Raw genomic sequence first — 19771 nt, 5'->3', positions numbered from 1 at the left:
GAGATTCTGCAATTTCTCTAAGAAAATAGTTAGACTTTTTGACACTCCCCAGCTATCAAGGCGAGGGGATTCTTTGTTCACAGACTCAACTTGCTTGCGACTGGATTTCTCCAGCCAAAGTAGAGGTCGAATCTCCCAAAGCGTTCGGGTCTTTGACCCAAGTTCCGGTATGCCCTACCGTACTCAAGGCTAATTTCAGAATGTTAATCGCGGCGTTCCAATCCCTATCCATAACAAATCCACATTCACAAACGTGGGTTCTTACGGATAGGGATTTTTTGACGATTGCACCGCAGTTAGAACATTTTTGCGAAGTATAAGCAGGATTGACAGCAACCGTTACCCTGCCAAACTTTACGCCAAAATATTCCAACCACTTCCTGAATTGATACCAACCAGCATCGTTAATCGATTTAGCCAGACAGTGATTCTTTGCAAGATTCTTAATCCTCAAATCTTCGTAGGCGACCAAATCGTTAGATTGGATTACGTAACGCGCCAGTCTCTTAGCGTGTTCTTCACGTTGCCTACTTATTTTGAGGTGTGCTCGCCCTAATCGATTAATTGCTTTCTTTCGGTTGGCAGAGCCTTTCTTTGTGCGAGAGACACGTCGCTGTCGAAACTTCAACCGTTTCTCGCTTGTTCGGTAAAACTTGGGATTTGGTTCAGTGTGACCGTCGGAGTCTGTATAAAACTCTTTCAAGCCCACGTCCAATCCAACTGTTTTACCTGCTGGCGTTGTATCTACATTGTGATCAGCACTGATTGCCAACTGAACGTAGTAGCCGTCAGCGCGACATATTAAGCGAACTCGCTTGATCTGATCGATTTGGTAGAAGTTAAGATCCCACGTCCCTTTTAGTTTGAGCTTGCCAATTCCCTTTTTGTCAGTGAATGTGATTTGCTTCCGAGTTTCTGAAAGTTTCCAACCGCTGACTTTGTACTCAACAGACCGACTGTTTTTCTTGAAAGTCGGATAGCATTTCTTTCCGGGAACGGCTTTCTTGCAGTTGTCGTAAAACCGAGCAATCGCAGAATAAGCCCTTTCCACAGAAGCTTGGCAAGCACTAGAATTCAAATCTTTGACAAAGGCAAACTCTTCTCTGAGCGCAGTGATGTGCCGATACAAGTCTTTTTGCCCTACTCCTCGGTTGTCTATCCAAAATCGGATGCACTTGTTCCGAACGAATTGAGCAGTTCTGATTGCCTCGTCTATTGCTGCGTACTGATTTGGTTTGCCTTTAGCCTTGAATTCTAAAACGAACATTTTACGTGAGAACTCGCTACGTTAAAAGTCTAACACAAAGCCGTCCTATAAGGACGGGGCTTTAAACCCAAGTTTTTGGTAATATTATTTTAATCATCGGCCCAAATAGAAAGCAGAAAGCCCACAAAAGCAGTTGTCCGAACCCAGCAATCAACAGTAATAAGCGAGGAAAAGAATTATGGATACGAGGAGCACAGGTACAGGCAAAGGCAAAGCACTCGCCCGCCGCGGCAAAGGCAGTTCCAAAAGCCAACCGACAGAACCCACGGATGCCAAAGCAACAGGAATTCAACTTTATCGGCCGCAACTCATGCATGACAACCGCCCCGTCGGCCCCGACGATTTTACCATCAGCGAGACCGTCTCGATATCGGGGAACCGCCCGATCGGCACTAGCACCCTGCATATCAGCGAAACCTACGGCATTGTAGGCAATCGCCCGATCGAATCCAGCGACTTTGAAGTGGTTGCTACACTCGGCAATCGCCCGATCGGTTCCAGCGCCATGCAAGTCAGTGAAATGTTCAGTATGTCCGGTGCTCGCCCTATTGCAATCAGCACTCTTCACATTGATGAAGTTTACTCCACAATGGGAGGAAACCGCCCTATTGCCTCAAACGAAATTGACGATAGCTCGACATTAATGGGCTTCTTAGATTAATTAGTCAATTGTTAGTTGACCGTTGTCAGTTGTCAGTTGACTGTTGTTATTTCTTATTGGTTACCTGCTACTAATAAGCAATAACCATAGCACTTCTGGGTTTAATGAAGTACGTCTGGTAATTGGTAATCGAGAGGGATGTATAGCGGTTTTCTCTTGAAGTGAAATGCTAATCTGTAGGGTGCGTCGCCCTCAGATGAGAAATGAAACTTGCAGATTTTTCCGGGCGACGCACCTTACCCTTATCAATAGCGGATCTAACAATTTGTGGCGTCCAGAACAGTAATAATTACAGTCAACAGTCAACAGTCAACTAACTACTTCCCGATACCCTGATATTTACTCAATAAAGCAGCAAAGCGCTTGTAATCCACAGGCTTCCTCACATACTCCGCCGCTCCAAATTCCAAACCCTGATTTTGGTCGTCCAAAAAAGTTATCATAATCACTGGAATATCAACCAAATCTCGATCGGCTTTCAGCGCAGACAGCACCGCCCAGCCGTCCATACTTGGCATCATCACGTCCAGAATAATCGCGTCGGGCAGCAACTCCTTCGCCAACAGCAGCCCCCCTTCACCGCTAGCCGACGATCGCACCCGAAATCCCTGTTTCGACAAGCAGCGAGTCATCAAATCCCGCGCATCTGGATCGTCATCAATCACCAGCACCGTAGCAGCATCGGGCAGATCCAGCGGTTGCGATCGCACTTCTTTTTGCTTCGCTTCAGTCGCCGCTACACTCGTTTCCAACTCCTCGCCATACTTCGGCTGCATTTCTTCAATTTCTCGATCTTCCTGCGCTTCTTTTGGGTTTTTAACCGCAATCGGCAACCGGATCGTAAAACTAGAACCGCAGCCAAACTCACTCTCAACGGTAATGTCTCCGCCCATCATCTGGCAAAACTTCCGGCTAATTGTCAGCCCCAAACCGGTGCCACCGTATTTGCGGGTAGTAGAATCGTCCGCTTGAGCGAAAGCTCCGAACAGCCTCGACACCTGATCCTCAGTCATGCCGATGCCACTATCGGTGACTTGAAACACGATCGACGGCTGTTGACACCGAGAAGGATCTGCCGAGAGTTCTTCGGAATTGCCGACCGACAAAACCTCCCCTTCTTCCTTCCAAACATTAATCGTAATTTTGCCTCGATCGGTAAACTTAGCAGCATTGCTCACCAAATTCAACAGCGCTTGTCGCAGCTTCGACGAATCCGAGTAGATCGTGCCAATATTGCGATCGCAATTGACGATCAAAGTATTGCCATTTTTCCCTAGCGTCGGTTGAACAGTAGTGACAACTTGCTCGATCAAATCCCACACCTCAAAAGTCTCCAAGAAAAGAGTCATCTTTCCTGCTTCAATTTTAGAAATATCCAGGATGTCACTAATAATGTAGAGTAACTGCTTGCCAGCCATATTAATGCTTGCCAAATCCATCACAAACTCTTCTTCGCCGAGTTCCAGAGCCTCTTCTTGCAGCAGCTCGCTGTAGCCGATAATCGCATTCAAGGGCGTCCGCAACTCGTGAGTCATATTTGCCAAAAAAGTGCTTTTTGCCCGGTTGGCAGCTTCCGCAGCATTCTTAGCGACTTCCAATTCCTCCGATCGTTCCTCTAGCTGCTGCTGCCGCACCTCCAAACCGTTGAGCAAACTGCTAATTTGCTGAGCCATTGTATTGAGAGTAGAAGATAGCACCCCGATCGCGTCATTAGAAACCACCGGCGATCGAGCCGTCAAATCACCGCTAGCCATCTGTTCGGCAGTTTCCCGCAGCAAGCCGAGATTCCGAATAATTGCCGACACCGACACAAAACCCCCTATTCCCGCGATCAAACTCAAAGCCAAAGCCCCCATCAGCCAGTGCTGAGTGCGGCTCGCCACAAACAGAGTTTGCTGCACCAACACCGCCATTGCGGCCTCAGAAACCCCCGCAGGAGCTGAGGCCGCCTCTATTGCCAGCAAATAGTTCTTCATCTCCACAGAACCCATCCACCCGACTCCCACCGCCATCCAAGTTATCAGTACCAAGATGACAAACAGCCCGCTCAAAGACGCCCGAGTTCCCAGAGAAATCCCCCTCGTAGCAAGTGCCGCCGCCCAAGGATAGCCCTTGAGAAAAGGATCGGGCCGAACCGGTGCGCCGGAATTCCAAATCTCCTCAATTTGACCGTCCAGCCTCACCTTGCCAATCCGCACTGTTTTCCAAATATGCTGAGTTTGGGCATCTATTTTTACCTTCCCCGAAGGCGCTGCAAACTCAATATTTTTAGCAGCCGCCCTGACTTTAACCACATTTGTCGAACCAGCTTTTTCTACTGCTTGCTTCCACAGGTAAACGCCCAAATAAGCTGCTTCGATCGGGTCATCCGTGACTCGATTTTCCCCGTATCGGGCTTTATAAGCCTTGACAAATTTACGATTTTCCGGTGTATCCACCGTTTGAAAATAGTTCCAAACCACCAAATGTCCAGCAATATTGGACGGCCCGATCGCCCGCACTTCCTCTTCTGCTACGCTAACCGACATCACCGGCAAATCATCGGGTTTCACGCCAGCTTCCCGCAACTTTTGGAAAAAAGCCACATTGCTGTCCCCGTTGAGAGTGTTGAGAATCGCATCCGGTTTCACTGCTAAGATATGTGCGATCGCCTCGCCCACTTCCCTCGAACCCAGCGGCAGATACACTTCCCCCGCCAACTCTCCCCCCAGTGCCGCCAGTTGAACTTTCACAATCCGATTTGCCGTGCGGGGAAAGATATAATCCGAACCCAACAGGAAAATTTTCCGCTTCCCCTGTGCCAGCAAGTAATTCACCCCAGGCACAATCTGTTGGTTTGGGGCAGCACCAGTGTAGAAAATATTCGGACACTTTTCTAGCCCTTCATACTGCACCGGATAGAACAGCAAACCGCTGCCGTGTTCAAAAACCGGCTGTACAGCTTTGCGGCTCGCCGAAGTCCAACAGCCAAATACCACCGCCACCTGCGCTTCTAGGAGCAATTGCTTAGCTTTTTGAGCAAAAGTTTGCAAATCGCTGGCTCCATCCTCTATAACCGCTTCCAAGGGGCGTCCGAGCACCCCTCCCGCCGCATTAATTTCCTCAACAGCCAACAGCGTCGCATCTTTAACAGAAATTTCGCTGATGGACATCGTGCCCGTCAGCGAATGCAAAACGCCTATTTTGATCGGCTCACGAGTCGAGCCTGCTGCTGCGAGGGGGTTACTGCTCCTTGCTCCCATAGGGTTTTAGATAATTTTTACTAATAACAGAAATTTTAGTTCGATCCTGCACGAAGTTAGCCTTGAGGCTAAATCTTGTTTAGCAGATTATTTAACCCGATCGCCACCAAACGTGGAAATTGCTGCACCCTGTTGATTTTAACTGTCAAACTCTCAGCATAGACCTAAGTCTGGACTAAACAGCCTCCCATTTCTCTCTTCATCTTTTACCGATGTCCAAAGAGCCTCATACAACAACATTCGACACTTAATGCCATCGCGCGCGCTGCAGAACAATTCTCCCCCCTCCTCGCCGTTCCCCAACTCATTCACAGCCCGCGCCTTGCTACTCACCAAGCAATCTCACGCACTATTCCCCTTCCCCTATCTCCTTTCGGGCTAATGCAATTTTCCGTAATTTATCTTAACTATAAAACTCAAAACTCTTCACCAGCCCCTATCTCCCTTCAGACAGAGGGAAGCCCTCGTGATTTCCCTTATGATAAATATAAGGTTAACTTCTAAGTACCCTTGTTAAAAATAAATTTTGCAAACAATAGGGGAAAAACTAATGAATAGTCAAGAAAACGCGACCCACACTGGCAGCGAAAATCAAGTCACGCTACCAAAATCAAAGGAAACCTTGCTCGGCGAGGAAACAGAAAAAGCCCTCGGCCAGCAAAAAAAAGAAGATGCTCAAACTATGCACGCTGTCGAACAGTTTAAAGAAGAACTTCAGCACAAAATTGATGAAGAATGTCATCACAAGGTAGATTAAAACTACTAATACGGAATTTTTTCGGGTGTGGGTAAGATACAGTCTTGCCGACACCCGCCTTTTTAAGGCAGAATTAAAGATAATTTTAAAATTATAAATTCTTTTGGGTTTAAAAAAATACTCTTGGACGCACGGGCGACCATCCAGCATTTTTTTACAAAAATAAATACTTAATTGCAGCCAGTAGAAGCGGTAAAAAAAATGCGGCAAGTATGAAAGTGGCAGTCCGTCTAAAATTTTAAAATAATTTTTCCACATTCCCTATTCCCTATTCCCTATTCCATTTGTTATTCATTCTTTCTTCCTAGAGGTAGAGTGCAACGCAGCTCATAGTTACCTATGATGAGTTTAAGTAAAAAATGTCAAATTAAATACAGATAGGGAGAAACCCATGACCACTAAAGATAGAGCAGAGGCAACTGGCAACAACATCGCAGGCAAAGCTCAAGAAGCCCTAGGTAATATTACTGGCGACCCGAAGGATAAAGCAGAAGGCAAAGCCAAGCAGGCAAAAGCTGAAGCTGGTCACGCCATCGAAGATGTAAAAGATGAGCTCAAAAAGAAACTAGACTAAGCCTAATACTAATTGAGAGGGTCGAGCAACCTGACCCTTTCAAGTATTCAAGTTGTTTTCAGAAGGGAGGAAAAAAGGTGAGTTTATTGCAGCAGAGTCGCAAAATAATTGCGGGCGTACTCTTGGTATTAATGCTGGCTATTACGACTGCGTGCGCGCCCAGCGTTTCAGCCCAAAAACCGAGTGATGTACCTGTAGCAATTGGTGGCAGTCAGGGTTATTACGCGCAACTAGAACGTGGCAATACCGCCGCAGGTCAAGATTTTGGTCAATGGGTAACAAAGACGGCTCAGGGTCTTGTTCAGGATGCTTACGTGCGCGACAATAACAAGTTGGGAGTTGTAATTACTCCGCAAGTCCGCCCGACTGAAGTGAAAGATTTGGCCAAATCTTTAGCACAAGGTTTTCACCGCAATTTTCCAAATCAAGATGTAAGTGTTTTGGTTTACGCTCCTGACAAAAAACTGATTTTGACTGCTAAGTACGACCAGCAATCAAATCAAATTGAATACAAGTCTTGACCGAGTTAGCAAGCTTAAATGATAGCCGCGAGGCGGTTTAATATTCAGCAGTTTTTTGATTGCGAAGCCATCTCAATTTAAGACTGAAATGTTGTGTAGATTGGAAGAGAGTTACCATGAGTAGCAGCGATAATTACAAGCGTCAAATCATGAACGATTTAGCCCAGGGCGATCGAGAAATGATGCCGCAGACAACTGGTGAAGATTACGAAAACTTTGACGATTTTGCTCAGAGAACTTCGCCCGCTCAGCGCAAACAATTATTCGGGCGTTCCCTGAATCACGACTCCCTCCCGCCGGCTCAGTTGGAACCGGAATTGCAAAAGGCGATCGCCCAAATTAAGCCAAATGAACGCGACGATGTAGCGCGGGAATTCTTCAAGCATTTGGGCAAGAGAGGATTGGACGATCGCAAATTGGAAAAGCAGCTAGGACTTTCTACCCACCACGCCAGCCGCATGAATGCTGACGATGTTACCAAGTTGGCCTCGTTTACCTATCACAATCACCCGGATATTTTCCAAGAAGTGCTGGCCGAACAGCCAAGTTTGATGAAGTTTTTGGGAAATCCAGTTGTTGCAGGTATTTTGGGAATAGTTGCTGCTAAATGGCTCAACAACCGCAAATAATCTTGGATTCAGACAAGCCTAAAAACTGATAATACCTGCCGCAAATAAAAGGACGATCGCCTGGGCGATCGTCCTTTTATATTTTATATCTCGTCCGGTCAATTCCCTCCGCTTCGCTTTACCCGAAATCAGGTAGGGGCGGGTTCACGAACCATATCTGCCAATAATTGACAATCTCAAAAACCCGCCCGGCCGGGATATTAGGGTCAATCGATCGGACTAGATGTTATATCTAGTCCGGTAGTAAAATAACCGCGATCGCGTTTTTATGGAGGATTTTAGTCATCATAAAACTCACTCAAAATTTAGTCCTCAGTACAAACATCTTTGATGGCGGTCGTTCGAGGAAACATAAGATTATAATACTAAATCCCGATTGTTTAAATCTTAATTATGGGGTTCCTAGCGGTTCCGGTAAGTAAAAAAACTTGCCAATTACTGATTACGAATTACTAATTATTGCTTAAAGCTAAAAATAACTGCACCGCAGTCAACAGCGGTATACCTGACACTCCGCAAAATTAAATGTAGGATTAAGTGTTGTCGTGAATCAGAAAAAAAAGATGAACATATCCACTATTTGGCGAAAACTCCGCAGCCAGCAAGCCTTCTGCTTGGCTGCAATCCTCGCAGGTTGCCTGGTATTTATCGGTTGTTCCCCCGCACAGTCAACGGCTGGCAATTCAGTCGATCCCAAGTTCAAAGAGCAAGTCTTGCAGGTGATCCGCGAAAACCCGCAAGTAATTTTAGAGTCTGTACAAGCGTACCAGCAACAGCAGCAGCAGTCTCTCAAAGCAGCGCAGGAATCATTTTTGCAGGAGATGAAAACTAATCCCAAATCGGCGATCGGGGATTCTCCCACTACGGGCTCACCTTCCCAGCAAATTGTACTTTTAGAATTCTCTGACTTTCAATGTCCGTTTTGCGCGCGCGCTCACGATACTGTCAAGCAGTTTATGGCAAAACACCAGGACAAAGTTACTTTAGCTTACAAGCATTTTCCCTTAACTTCTATTCACCCTCAAGCGCTACCGGCAGCTAAAGCAGCTTGGGCGGCGGGGCAGCAGGGCAAATTCTGGGAATATTACAGCGCTTTGTTTGAAGGGCAGAAAGATTTAGGCGATCCATTGTACCCATCGATCGCCCAAAAGCTCAATCTAAAATTAGATAAATTCAACACCGATCGCAACAGCCCCGCTGCAGAAGCCGCCATTGCCAAAGACGTGCAACTTGCTCAACAACTAGGCATTGAAGGCACTCCGTTTTTTATTATGAACGGCGAAACTTTCTCCGGGGCGGTCGAGCTTTCTGAGATGGAAAGCATTCTCGCCTCTGTCTCGAAATAAGTAATTCCTGACTCTTGGAAACCGAGTATAAAAATGCGTTCCCAGCCAAAGCAGGCTGGGAACGAGAAAAACCCGAAAAACTCGAAAAATCTTTGATTAAACCGCAGCCAACTCAGGAGTCGGGCGCTTGCTGTGGCGGATACCCTCGATCGCCGCTGCGTAATCATTCGCCTTAAACACAGCAGAACCAGCAACGATCGCATTTGCGCCCGCTTCCAGAACCTGCCAAGTATTGTTCCCCTTCAAACCGCCATCTACCTCAATCCAAGGATCGAGGCCCTTGTCGTCGCACATTTTACGCAACTGGCGAATTTTCGGCAAAACAGCCGGGATAAAACTTTGACCGCCGAAGCCCGGATTGACGCTCATAATCAGCACCAAATCGCAAAGTTCCAGCACGTACTCGATCAACTCCAAAGGCGTCGAAGGATTCAGAACCACACCAGCCATTTTCCCCAATTCCCGAATTTGGCCGAGGGTGCGGTGCAAGTGAGGCGAAGCATTGTGTTCCGCGTGAACCGAAATAATGTCAGCACCAGCCTTAGCGAAGTCCTCGACGTACTTCTCCGGCTCCACAATCATCAAGTGGACATCGATTACCTTGGTAGTAACAGGGCGAATTGCCTCAACAATCAGCGGCCCGATAGTAATATTAGGAACAAAGCGACCGTCCATCACATCTACGTGAATCCAGTCAGCCCCAGCTCGATCGACAGCCTGAATCTCTTCTCCAAGACGGCTAAAATCGGCTGATAATATGGATGGAGCAATAACGATGGGTTTTTGGGATTGGGTCATGGCTAAGTCTGTTCTCCTGACTGCTGTGCTGTATCCAGTTTATCAAAATACGGGTCTCCGGGTCGAAAAGTTGCCAACGATCGGTCGCGAGATTGGGAGGGCAGAAAAATTTGGCCTGTGACAGACAATTTTGGCGATATCCCCAGCCCTGCTCTCGGAATTTTGGTTTAGGATATAAATTTTCCCTCTAACAAATAACTTGTGTGCAAAATCTCACCTTCTGCAAATTTTGAGTACCGAATTGTCAGTAACTCAGGGCTAAAGCCACTGAGCTTGTAGGAGAAATCGAGCAAGCTATGCTGACCAGACCCCTCGCAAGAGGAGACGTTATTTAGGTCACGACACCGGCGAATGCGACGCCAGTTTTCCGCTCTGTCACCTGCGATTAAACAGTTTTAAAGTCACTGAAACAGTGTCGCAGGTCTAACAAGCCTTTATAACCAGGTCTGCACGAACATTACCCCGCAAGGGAGACTGAGGCAACCATACCTCATCGGAGGGGCAACCATACCCCTCCAACCCGACAGGGGAAAGATTCAAGGCGATTGAAATCGCCGAGTCGTTTTCCTCTCAGGACTGAAGTCGCTGAGTTTCCCACTTACCGAGTTTTTTTATGAAAAATACAGATCCCTTAGAAAATCCTGAACTCGATCGTGCCAGTCTGTTTGTATTAATGATCCCAGTCATCGGCTTTTTCCCAGCCCTGTGGACTCTTTACCGCCGTCAGGGTAGTCCCGAACGCAAAGCCATCAGCCGCTTGGCAATTGCCCTTGCTTTTAGTTGGCTCTTAGGACATATTCTTTTAGAAGCTGGAGCGATTTCTGCGGAATCTCAGACACTTCCCATGTTATTAATGAGTAGCCTGCTAACAACCAGCTATTTCATCGTTGCTCTGGGACTGATGGTTCGCCTCTGGAAGCGTCAACCGCTATGGTTGCCTGGAATTAGTCGCTTAGCCGAGCAAGTAGTAGGCAAACATTTATCATAATTTAGGGTTTTTTTAAGCCCCTACCCTATTGATTGAGTGCGTCTTCAGCTTGATACTACATATTGCCATTATCTTTTTTATTTTTGTTGTGTGTGAGGAAGCCAGTGCCAGCTCAAAAAATTCCTAATCAAGACCCTATCCAACAATCAACTGCTCAACCTGCAACCAAAAAATCGAACCAGCCCCATCGAGGCCGTTGGCTGGGTTTTGGTTTTGGTTTGGCTGGAGTAGCCATGCTCTCAGCCACAGCCGGAGCGTTGCTAGCCGTCTCCCTTTCTACAACGCCGCTTCAGCAACAAAAGTTGAGCCCTGAAGAAGCAGCCGTATTTTCTCAAGGCGACATGGCAAAGCTCAACATGAAGATGCCGGAGCTGACTCGGCCAGTTAATATTTTAGTTTTAGGGCTTAAAGTTCTGACCTCTGACATCGAAGGAAGTGTCAACAAAGATGTCGGACACGAGGTTTGGGAAAACTCATTTAAGGGCTTAACCGATACCATGCTGTTGGTGAGGTTTGACCCTCAAAATAAAAAGTTAAGCGTGCTTTCCATTCCGCGAGACACCCGCACCTATGTTGAAGGCAGGGGCGAGGTGAAAATCAACGAAGCTAATTACCACGGTGGCCCGGCTTCGTCAGCGAAGGCAGTCAGCGGACTCCTGGGCGGTGTGGGAATTGACCGCTACGTCACAGTTAATATTCATGGCATAAAAAGTTTGGTCGATGCCCTGGGTGGCATTACTATTAATGTCCCTAAAGACATGAAATATACCGATCACAGTCAGCATTTATATATAGATTTAAAGGCTGGCAAGCAGAAACTCAACGGCGAACAAATCGTGCAATATTTGCTTTATCGGCACGACGATTTGGGCGACATCGGGCGGGTGCAGCGCCAACAATTGTTGATGCGGGCTTTTGTGGAACAGGAAGTAAATGTAGGTTTGCTGTCTCGACTACCGAAGATTTTATCGGTGATTCAGTCTCACCTTGACACGAATTTGAGTATAGAAGAATTGGTAGCTTTGGCTGGTTTTGCTACTCAAACCGATCGCGCTGGCGTGCAGATGTTGATGGTTCCCGGCAAATTTAGCGATTCTAAGGACTACAAAGCAAGTTTTTGGTTGCCCGACCAATATGCCATCGAAACTATGGTGGCGGAACATTTTGACTTCGGCCAAAATACTTGGACAATTGAGAATGCTGATTCGACTTTTCTGAAGGTGGCGATTCAAGATAGTACCGGAGATCCATCGGCTGTTGAAGATTTTGTCAATAATTTGACTCAAGCCGGTTATCGGAATGTTCAGGTTTATAAAGCTTGGCCCGAACCGCTGGAGGTAACTACTCTAGTAGCTCAACAGGGCGATATTAAAGGTGCTCAAGCGATTCGCCAGTTTTTGGGTTTTGGAGATGTGTTGGTTGAGAGTACCGGTTCTTTGAATTCGGATGTCACAATCAGATTGGGTCAGGATTGGTTGGAGAAAAAGGCTCAGTCCGGCAGTGTGCCTAAGTCTTTTTAAACTGGATTTTAACTGGGGTATTTGTAGGGACACAGCATTGCTGTGTCCTCTTATTTTCTGTTGGTAGAGATGGAGGCGATCGCTTTTTTGTCTATTTACTGATAGTATATTTTTGGGTGATGATGAATCACGATCGCAATACCGATACTTCCCTCCGCAGTCACAAGTGAAACAATAATCAACGAGGGAAAGCTTAAGATATTTTATCAAGGTAGGGTTGATGAACAAGGGTGATAAAATAGACCGACAGCGAGAACATCAGGCAAATGAACGCACCTTTCTGGCATGGTTACGAACTTCACTGGCTTTAGTTGGTTTTGGGTTTGCAATCAGTCGGTTCAGTTTATTTCTCCGTCAATTTCAAGCTACAGTGACTCAGCAAGAAGTTTCCTCCCCTCCCTTCTTCAACTCCGAAACTTTAGGGCTGAGTCTGGTCGTTTTTGGGATTGCGGTCATTGCCTTAGCAGCATGGCGTTATAATCGAGTATTCTGGCAAATTGAGCGAGGTGATTATCGCCCAAATCGTGTGCTAGTTTGGATTCTAACTGGAGTTGTAATGATTTTAGGAACGTTAAGCATTCCGTTGGTGCTATGGCGCGATCGCGCAAATATAGCTCCCACTTCAACTCCTAAAAACTCTCAATTCTAAGTTAACCCGATCGCTTAGCTAAAGTGCCTCTTCCTTTGTTGATTAAAGGGGAGGATTGTCGGCAAATCTCGATCGCTCTTTAATCCAATCGAGTAAAATAGGATTGACCAATTCCGGCGCTTCATCCTGGGGACAATGGCCCACTCCCTCCAAAGGAATAAACTTTTCAACAGCCGGAAACTTTGCCAATTCTCGCCCCAAGGCGATCGGCTCCCAAGGGTCATCCGTACCCCACAAAATCAAAGCCGGACAGCTCAAACGCGGCAACAAATCCTCCGGTAGCGGGCCTTGAGAATAACTGATAAAGGCCACAAATACTTCAACTGCGCCGCTGTCTTTAGCAGGTTCCAGCAGCATATTTACCAGTTCGTCGCTGACAGCTTCAGGACGGTGATAAGCTTGCAAAAGCACTTTTTTTACTGTTTTTGGCGTTGCTAATTGTTTAAAAAATAATTGACTTATCCACTTGACATTTAAAACTTTTTGTGCAATTGGCGCTCCAAAACTGCGATACCAAGGCATTTCGGCGCGTTTGCGATCGTGCAGCAAGCGTAGGGAACAATTGAGTAAAATTACGCCAGAAGCAATATCGGGAAAATCAACAGCCGCTTGCATAATTGCCACACAGCCGATCGAATTTCCCACCAAAAAAGCCGGCCCGCCCGCAACTTCCCGACAAAAATCAGCAATTAGCTGACCCCAAGTTTCAAAAGTATAGTCAATCTCAAGCTTGGGCGCGGGTTTAGCAGAACCGCCAAAACCGATGAGGTCGATCGCATAACAGCGGCAATCAGCAGCCAGCGCCGGCAAATTCTTGCGCCAGTGGCCCCAAGACGCACCAAAACCGTGGACAAACACCACCGCAGGCCCCTGGGAACCCGCAGCCTGGTAGCAAATCGGAAAGCCTTTCCACAGCCAAGTTTGAGGCGAAATAAGTGTTGACGAAGCGGGAGTAGAAGATGTCATGCGATTTTAGATTTTAGATTTTAGATTTTAGATTGGGCATGGGGCATAGGGCATGGGGCATTGTTAGCTGCTGACTGCTGACTAATGACTAATGACTAATGACTAATGACTAATGACTACTTTGCAGTTAGAGCCGATAGTATGTCACGATTAAACCTGCTGACTTCTTTGCTGTATTAAAATTTCCCTTATGCCAACGATCGTTTCCACAGCAGTCGTACCATTTCTGGGGTCTGAAATTGTACCCGACTACGACACCGCCAAAGTAGTAATCTTACCAATTCCCTACGAAGCTACCACCACTTACCGCCGGGGGTGCGAAAACGGGCCCGCCAAACTTCTAGAAGCTTCTCATCAACTCGAGTGCTACGACGAAGAATTGGATGCCGAAGTTTGCTACGATGTCGGAATTTATACAAAAGAGCCGATCGCCGATACCCGCAACAGACAACCAGTTTCATCCTCAGAAATGCTGCAAGTAACCCAAGCAGCAGTCTACCAGCTAGTTACCGAAAATAAATTTGTCATCTCCCTCGGAGGCGAACACAGCATCACTGCCGGCGTTGTCGAAGGTTATCGCCAAGCATACCCGGATGAACCTTTCACAGTCGTGCAAATTGACGCCCACGGCGACTTGCGACACGAATACGAAGGCTCGATTCACAACCACGCCTGCGTGATGCGACGTGTTGTCGATATGGGCTTACCGACACTGCAAATCGGGATTCGCGCTATCTGCAAGGAAGAAGCCGACTTGATTAAAGCCAAACAGCTAAACGTGATTCGAGCCAGAGAAATTGCTACTCAACCGGATTGGGCCGATCGCGCAATTGCCAGCATAACAACTAAGCGAGTATTTTTGACGATCGACTTAGACGGCATCGATCCGACTTTAATTCCAGGGGTGGGAACACCCGAACCGGGCGGGTTAAATTGGTATTCCCTCACCGCATTTTTGCGCCGCGTCTTCGAGTCCTACGAAGTAATCGGGTGTGACATTATGGAATTAGCACCTATTGTAGATTCTGTCGTCTCAGAATTTACCGCCGCCAAATTAGCATACAAACTTATTGGATACCAAGCTCTGGCTCAAGGTTGGCTAAAGCCAGACGAGGAATAAATCGCGAAGCACGAATCACAATAGGCTGTTGGCAAGGCTAGAATTAAGCTAAAGCCAAACAACAGCCAATTTTATTCGTGCTGACAGTTTCATCTTTCATGCTGGCAAATACTCCTCTTCACCTCCTGAAAACATGAGTTTACTAATGGATACAACGGGTACTCCCATTAACGGCTACGCTCCCGATTTTGAACTGCCGGGAGTTGACGACGAAGTTCACCATTTAGCTCGATATTTAGAAAAATTTCGGGCGATCGCGGTGATATTTATGTGCAATCATTGCCCTTACGTGCAGTTGTATCTCAATCGCATGAAAGAACTTCAAGCAGATTTTCAAGATCGAGATGTTACTTTAATCGGGATTAATGCTAATGATGCAAACCAGTATCCCGACGACAGTTTTGAGAATATGAAAATTTTTGCCACCAACAATCAACTCAACTTCCCGTATATCCGAGATGTTGCTCAAGATGTGGCTGAAAGTTTTGGGGCTTCTAAAACCCCGGAGGTTTTTTTGTTAGACCAAGACGGCAAACTGCGCTATAAAGGTTTAATTGACGACAACGCTGACGATCCGGCGGCGGTGCAGGTTTCTTATCTGCGGAGTGCGATCGACCAATTGCTCAACAGTCAACCCGTTGAGCCTTCAACTACAGAGGCAATAGGCTGTTCCGTCAAATGGCGATCGTAGGCAGATTTAAAATTAACGTTCCCGCACTAATTATTAACTGGTTCCCTGGCTGTGCCTGGGAACCTATCTCCAGAGGCTCTGCCTCGTCAAAGACTGGATGAAAATTGGAGATACAGCCTCCGAATCTGCTTTACTAGGCAGAGCCTGGTAAGGAGTAAAAAGATTCAAAACAATTGTCTGTGAACTTAAAAAGTAGACGTATTCCCAACTTAATTTTCGCAGTCGCCTTCCTGCTAGCACTGCTGATTAGTTGGAACTTATTTAAGAACTTTTCCTCAGTCGATACGTTGCAGCGCACCTCCTTAAACGTATCCGCTGCTATCAGTCTCTCGAAAGCTTTAGGGGAAATCAAAACTGTTTATCAAAGCAGTAATCCGAATTTTACTATTACTTATAATTTTGGTGCTTCCGGTGCTCTAGAACAGCAAATTCAGCAGGGAGCACCGATAGATGTATTTTTCAGCGCCGCCACCAACCCAATGGATGCTTTGCAGCAATCTAACCTGCTAATTAACGACACGCGCCGCAATTTGCTGACAAATCGCCTGGTTTTGATTACTCCCAAAAACGGTGTTGCTTTGAGCGATTTCAAACAGTTGACAGATGCCAGAATCAAGAAAATTGCGATCGGCGAAGCCAAGAGCGTACCTGTCGGACAATACGCTCAGGAAATGTTAAATAAACTTGGATTGTGGGGGCAAATACAGCCAAAATTAGTGCTAGGAAATAACGTCCGCCAAGTGCTGACATTCGTCGAAAGCGGTAACGTTGATGCTGGTATAGTTTATGCGACTGACGCCACAGCCTCCGACAAAGTAACTGTGCTGCTAACGGCTGCCGAAAATTTGCATTCGCCCATTGTTTATCCGCTGGCAGTTATCAGAAACAGCCGCAATCCGGCTGCTGCGAAAAGGTTTGTTGACTTTTTGGGGGGCGATCGGGCTAAAATAGTATTTCAGAAATACGGATTTGGGATGGCTCGCCAATTAGTCTCATACAACTGAGATGTTGCACTATTCTCAATTACTTGTTTAGCAACAGGCTTTCCGGCCTGTTCCACAAGAAAATTCACTCTTTGTGGAACAGGCCGGAAAGCCTGTTCTTGAGAATGGTGCAAGATGTGAGATACAACCAAATTTTGTAGGGGCGGGTTCACCAACAATATCTAATTCCCGCCAACAATCTATATAAACCCGCCCTCACACAACAGATAACCTTGTGTATTCAAAGAGGTACATTTCGATTTGCCGCCCAAGTGGGGGCGGGTTTACGGGATTATTTGTATTAGCCGAAGATTGTTGGTAAAACCCGCCCCTAGGAGCGAATCCCCAAATTATACATTTTGATTTATCTTTGGGTGGAAGCGGGTTTAGTAAATTATGTGTTTGAGGCAATTATTGTTGGTGAAACCCGTCCCTAGGATTTATGGAATTTGATATTTCTCCCTTCTGGATATCTCTAAAATCCTCCGCTATTGCGACATTTATTACCTTTTTCCTGGGAATAGCCGCCGCCCGGTGGATGCTTTCAACTCGCATCAGAGGTAAAGCTTTAATTGAAGGGATTTTCATTTCTCCCTTAGTTTTGCCGCCGACAGTAGTGGGATTTTTGCTGCTGCTGCTGTTTGGGAGAAATGGGGCGATCGGGCAATTTTTGCTACAATTCGACTTAACTATAATTTTCACTTGGCAAGCGGCCGCCATTACTGCCACAGTTGTATCATTTCCCCTCATGTACAAAACTGCTTTGGGAGCTTTTGAGCAAATTGATGCCAATCTTCTCAATGCAGCCCGCACTTTGGGAGCATCGGAGTGGCAAGTTTTTTGGCGGATTATGTTGCCGCTAGCATGGCCGGGAATTTTAGCAGGAACTATTCTCGCATTTGCCCGCGCTTTGGGTGAATTCGGCGCGACGTTGATGTTAGCGGGGAATATTCCCGGACAAACTCAAACTATCCCGATGGCAATTTATTTTGCTGTGGAAGCTGGGGATATGAGGCAAGCTGCTATTTGGGTTTTGATTATTCTGAGTATTTCTTTGAGCGTGCTAACTGCTGTTAACTTTTGGACTGATTTACAAAAGATATCGCCCAAACCGAATTCGAGTTATAGATTGCAATCAAATATTCCTAAATTCGCGTCTGTTTTTACCACAAAATCCCAACAACAACCTAAAAACGGACTTTTTTTAAACATTTTTAAACCTCTCTCCAGCTTTGCCTTGGATGTCGGCTTCGATATCGGCCCGGAAGTGCTGGGAATTTTGGGCGCGTCGGGTTCGGGAAAAAGCATGACTCTGCGCTGCATCGCTGGTTTGGAAACTCCAATGAGCGGTAAAATTGCAGTCAATGGCAGGGTTTTATTTGACTCCGCACAGGGCATTAATGTAGCTTCTAAAGACCGCCGCATCGGTTTTTTGTTTCAAAACTATGCTTTATTTCCTCACCTGACTGTTGCTCAAAATATTGCGTTTGGTTTGCAGCATTTATCTGAAAGCGAGCAAGAACTTCGGGTAAAAGAACAACTAATTTCGGTGCAAATGTCGGGAATGGAAAATCGCTACCCGCACGAACTTTCGGGGGGCCAACAGCAGCGGGTGGCTTTGGCTAGGGCGATCGCCCCTTCTCCAGAATTGCTACTGTTAGACGAACCGTTTTCTGCTTTGGATACTCACTTGCGGAGTCAACTGGAACGGGAGTTAATGCTGACTCTGGCTAATTATCGGGGAATTACTTTGTTTGTGGGTCACAATTTAGAGGAAGTTTACCGGGTGTGCAAAAATCTGTTGGTGTTGGCTGAGGGAAAGCCGATCGCCTTTGATACAAAACAGAACATTTTCGATCGCCCCCGCAACTTCACCGTCGCCCAGTTGACGGGCTGCAAGAATTTCTCAGCAGCTAAACCGATCTCCGTAACTCTCGTGGAGGCGATCGACTGGGGCTGTACTCTGACTGTAGTCGAACCAATTCCCAAATCTCTAGTTTCTGTGGGAATTCGGGCTCATCAACTGATTTTTGTTAGCGGGTGCGATCGTGAAAATACTTTTGCTTGTTGGATCGCCTCAACTGTGGAAACTCCGCACCGGGTGACATTATATCTCAAATTGCACTCGCCTCCCAATGATTCCCAAGATTATCACTTGCAAGCCGAAGTTTTCAAGGAAAAGTGGAGGACTATTAAGGACAATCCTTTTCCCTGGTATGTTCATTTGGAGCCAATTAGGTTAATATTAATGGAAGGCTGAGTTAACTAGCAATATACCGTTAACAGTCAACACTCAACAGCTAAATCCCTCTTAACAAAACATCAAATCATGACTCAGAAAGTTCAAAAAACCGACGCAGAATGGCAACAACAACTCACGCCAGAACAATTTAAAGTCACCCGCAAAAAAGGAACGGAAAGAGCTTTTAGCGGCGAATATCACGACAACAAAAAAACCGGAATTTATAAGTGTATTTGCTGCGGCACTGAGCTATTTAAATCAGAAACCAAGTACGATTCCGGTACCGGTTGGCCGAGTTTCTACGCTCCAGTTAGCGAAGAAAATGTCAAGTGCGAGTCCGATAACACCTTGTTCATGCGCCGAACAGAGGTACTGTGCGCTGTTTGCGACGCTCATCTCGGTCACGTATTTAACGACGGGCCCAAACCTACCGGTCAGCGTTACTGCATGAATTCTGCTGCTCTTAATTTCGTTCCCAAGGATTGATTCTTTTAGGGGCTAGCTAGAAGCCCAACCCCTACTCCCCACAAAAAATCAATCCGGTTGTGGAACAGGCATCTTGCCTGTTCACCGGCGCATTCACTGAGAAAAAATCAATCCGGTTGTGGAACAGGCATCTTGCCTGTTCACCGGCGCATTCACTGAGAAAAAATCAATCCGATTGTGGAACAGGCATCTTGCCTGTTCACCGGCGCAGCCGAAGCCACAAACAAATTCTCTGGCAGCACAAGCAGGATGCCTGTTCCGGGCAATTGATGTTCAAAATGCACCCATACTGCTATCTTATGGTGGAGGCAAAAAGAGTAAAAAAATAGTG

At 46.5% G+C, this 19771-nt stretch carries 19 protein-coding genes; 15 read left to right on the top strand and 4 right to left on the bottom strand.

The features are described 5' to 3' along the window. Positions 1 to 85 precede the first annotated feature (85 nt). Positions 86 to 1267: an RNA-guided endonuclease InsQ/TnpB family protein gene (locus QT984_RS19915; protein WP_445243049.1), complete on the bottom strand. Its 1182-nt coding sequence runs from the start codon at positions 1265 to 1267 to the stop codon at positions 86 to 88. 178 nt (positions 1268 to 1445) lie between these two features. Between QT984_RS19915 and QT984_RS19910 the strand changes: the two genes are divergently transcribed. After that, on the top strand, positions 1446 to 1928 hold the full coding sequence (locus tag QT984_RS19910; protein ID WP_333056520.1) for a hypothetical protein: 483 nt from the start codon (positions 1446 to 1448) through the stop codon (positions 1926 to 1928). A gap of 317 nt (positions 1929 to 2245) precedes the next feature. Here QT984_RS19910 and urtA read toward each other — a convergent pair whose 3' ends face one another. After that, positions 2246 to 5170 carry an urea ABC transporter substrate-binding protein gene (gene urtA / locus QT984_RS19905; protein WP_333056521.1) on the bottom strand — a complete coding sequence of 975 codons (2925 nt, stop codon included), beginning with the start codon at positions 5168 to 5170 and terminating at the stop codon, positions 2246 to 2248. Positions 5171 to 5720: 550 nt separating this feature from the next. Here urtA and QT984_RS19900 point away from each other — a divergent pair. From QT984_RS19900 to QT984_RS19880, 5 genes are all read left to right on the top strand, one after another. After that, on the top strand, positions 5721 to 5927 hold the full coding sequence (locus tag QT984_RS19900; RefSeq protein ID WP_333056522.1) for a hypothetical protein: 207 nt from the start codon (positions 5721 to 5723) through the stop codon (positions 5925 to 5927). Positions 5928 to 6318: 391 nt separating this feature from the next. Then, complete coding sequence (locus tag QT984_RS19895) at positions 6319 to 6501, top strand: CsbD family protein (RefSeq protein ID WP_333056523.1); 183 nt, start codon at positions 6319 to 6321, stop codon at positions 6499 to 6501. 77 nt (positions 6502 to 6578) lie between these two features. Continuing rightward, positions 6579 to 7022, top strand: a complete 444-nt coding sequence (locus QT984_RS19890) for a hypothetical protein (RefSeq protein ID WP_333269895.1) — start codon at positions 6579 to 6581, stop codon at positions 7020 to 7022. 116 nt (positions 7023 to 7138) lie between these two features. Then, positions 7139 to 7651, top strand: a complete 513-nt coding sequence (locus QT984_RS19885) for a hypothetical protein (RefSeq protein ID WP_333056526.1) — start codon at positions 7139 to 7141, stop codon at positions 7649 to 7651. Between the two features lie 563 nt (positions 7652 to 8214). After that, entirely contained in the window at positions 8215 to 8997 is a 783-nt protein-coding gene (locus QT984_RS19880; RefSeq protein ID WP_333209168.1) for a DsbA family protein, read from the top strand. Between the two features lie 96 nt (positions 8998 to 9093). On the opposite strand, the gene rpe is transcribed toward QT984_RS19880, so the two are convergent. Further along, complete coding sequence (gene rpe, locus QT984_RS19875; RefSeq protein WP_006632078.1) at positions 9094 to 9795, bottom strand: ribulose-phosphate 3-epimerase; 702 nt, start codon at positions 9793 to 9795, stop codon at positions 9094 to 9096. 613 nt (positions 9796 to 10408) lie between these two features. On the opposite strand from rpe, the gene QT984_RS19870 reads away from it, so the two are divergent. From QT984_RS19870 to QT984_RS19860, 3 genes are all read left to right on the top strand, one after another. Continuing rightward, positions 10409 to 10783, top strand: coding sequence for a hypothetical protein (locus QT984_RS19870; RefSeq protein WP_333056528.1), 375 nt, complete (start codon positions 10409 to 10411; stop codon positions 10781 to 10783). A 104-nt stretch (positions 10784 to 10887) separates the two neighbouring features. Further along, positions 10888 to 12303 carry an LCP family protein gene (locus QT984_RS19865; RefSeq protein WP_333209165.1) on the top strand — a complete coding sequence of 472 codons (1416 nt, stop codon included), beginning with the start codon at positions 10888 to 10890 and terminating at the stop codon, positions 12301 to 12303. A gap of 220 nt (positions 12304 to 12523) precedes the next feature. Next, positions 12524 to 12952: a DUF202 domain-containing protein gene (locus QT984_RS19860; protein ID WP_333209163.1), complete on the top strand. Its 429-nt coding sequence runs from the start codon at positions 12524 to 12526 to the stop codon at positions 12950 to 12952. A gap of 42 nt (positions 12953 to 12994) precedes the next feature. On the opposite strand, the gene QT984_RS19855 is transcribed toward QT984_RS19860, so the two are convergent. Then, positions 12995 to 13918 carry an alpha/beta fold hydrolase gene (locus QT984_RS19855; RefSeq protein ID WP_333056531.1) on the bottom strand — a complete coding sequence of 308 codons (924 nt, stop codon included), beginning with the start codon at positions 13916 to 13918 and terminating at the stop codon, positions 12995 to 12997. A 190-nt stretch (positions 13919 to 14108) separates the two neighbouring features. On the opposite strand from QT984_RS19855, the gene speB reads away from it, so the two are divergent. The 6 genes from speB to QT984_RS19825 all read left to right on the top strand — a co-directional run bounded on the left by speB (position 14109) and on the right by QT984_RS19825 (position 19769). Beyond that, a complete protein-coding gene (speB, locus tag QT984_RS19850) occupies positions 14109 to 15038 on the top strand; it encodes an agmatinase (RefSeq protein ID WP_333056532.1) in 930 nt (309 codons plus the stop codon). 133 nt (positions 15039 to 15171) lie between these two features. Continuing rightward, positions 15172 to 15729, top strand: coding sequence for a thioredoxin family protein (locus QT984_RS19845; protein ID WP_333056533.1), 558 nt, complete (start codon positions 15172 to 15174; stop codon positions 15727 to 15729). A gap of 179 nt (positions 15730 to 15908) precedes the next feature. Then, the gene (modA, locus tag QT984_RS19840) at positions 15909 to 16733 is read left to right on the top strand and encodes a molybdate ABC transporter substrate-binding protein (protein WP_333056534.1); all 825 of its coding nucleotides are present in this window, start codon (positions 15909 to 15911) and stop codon (positions 16731 to 16733) included. A gap of 421 nt (positions 16734 to 17154) precedes the next feature. Then, a complete protein-coding gene (gene modB / locus QT984_RS19835) occupies positions 17155 to 18972 on the top strand; it encodes a molybdate ABC transporter permease subunit (protein WP_333374739.1) in 1818 nt (605 codons plus the stop codon). Between the two features lie 69 nt (positions 18973 to 19041). Further along, positions 19042 to 19440 carry a peptide-methionine (R)-S-oxide reductase MsrB gene (msrB, locus tag QT984_RS19830; RefSeq protein ID WP_333209004.1) on the top strand — a complete coding sequence of 133 codons (399 nt, stop codon included), beginning with the start codon at positions 19042 to 19044 and terminating at the stop codon, positions 19438 to 19440. A gap of 59 nt (positions 19441 to 19499) precedes the next feature. Then, positions 19500 to 19769: a hypothetical protein gene (locus QT984_RS19825; protein WP_333209160.1), complete on the top strand. Its 270-nt coding sequence runs from the start codon at positions 19500 to 19502 to the stop codon at positions 19767 to 19769. Positions 19770 to 19771 lie beyond the last annotated feature (2 nt).

The sequence above is a fragment of the Microcoleus sp. Z1_B2 genome, assembly GCF_036700325.1.
Taxonomy (GTDB): domain Bacteria; phylum Cyanobacteriota; class Cyanobacteriia; order Cyanobacteriales; family Microcoleaceae; genus Microcoleus.
Note: the sequence above shows the minus strand (reverse complement) of the source record. Positions and strands in the feature narration are given on the sequence as shown.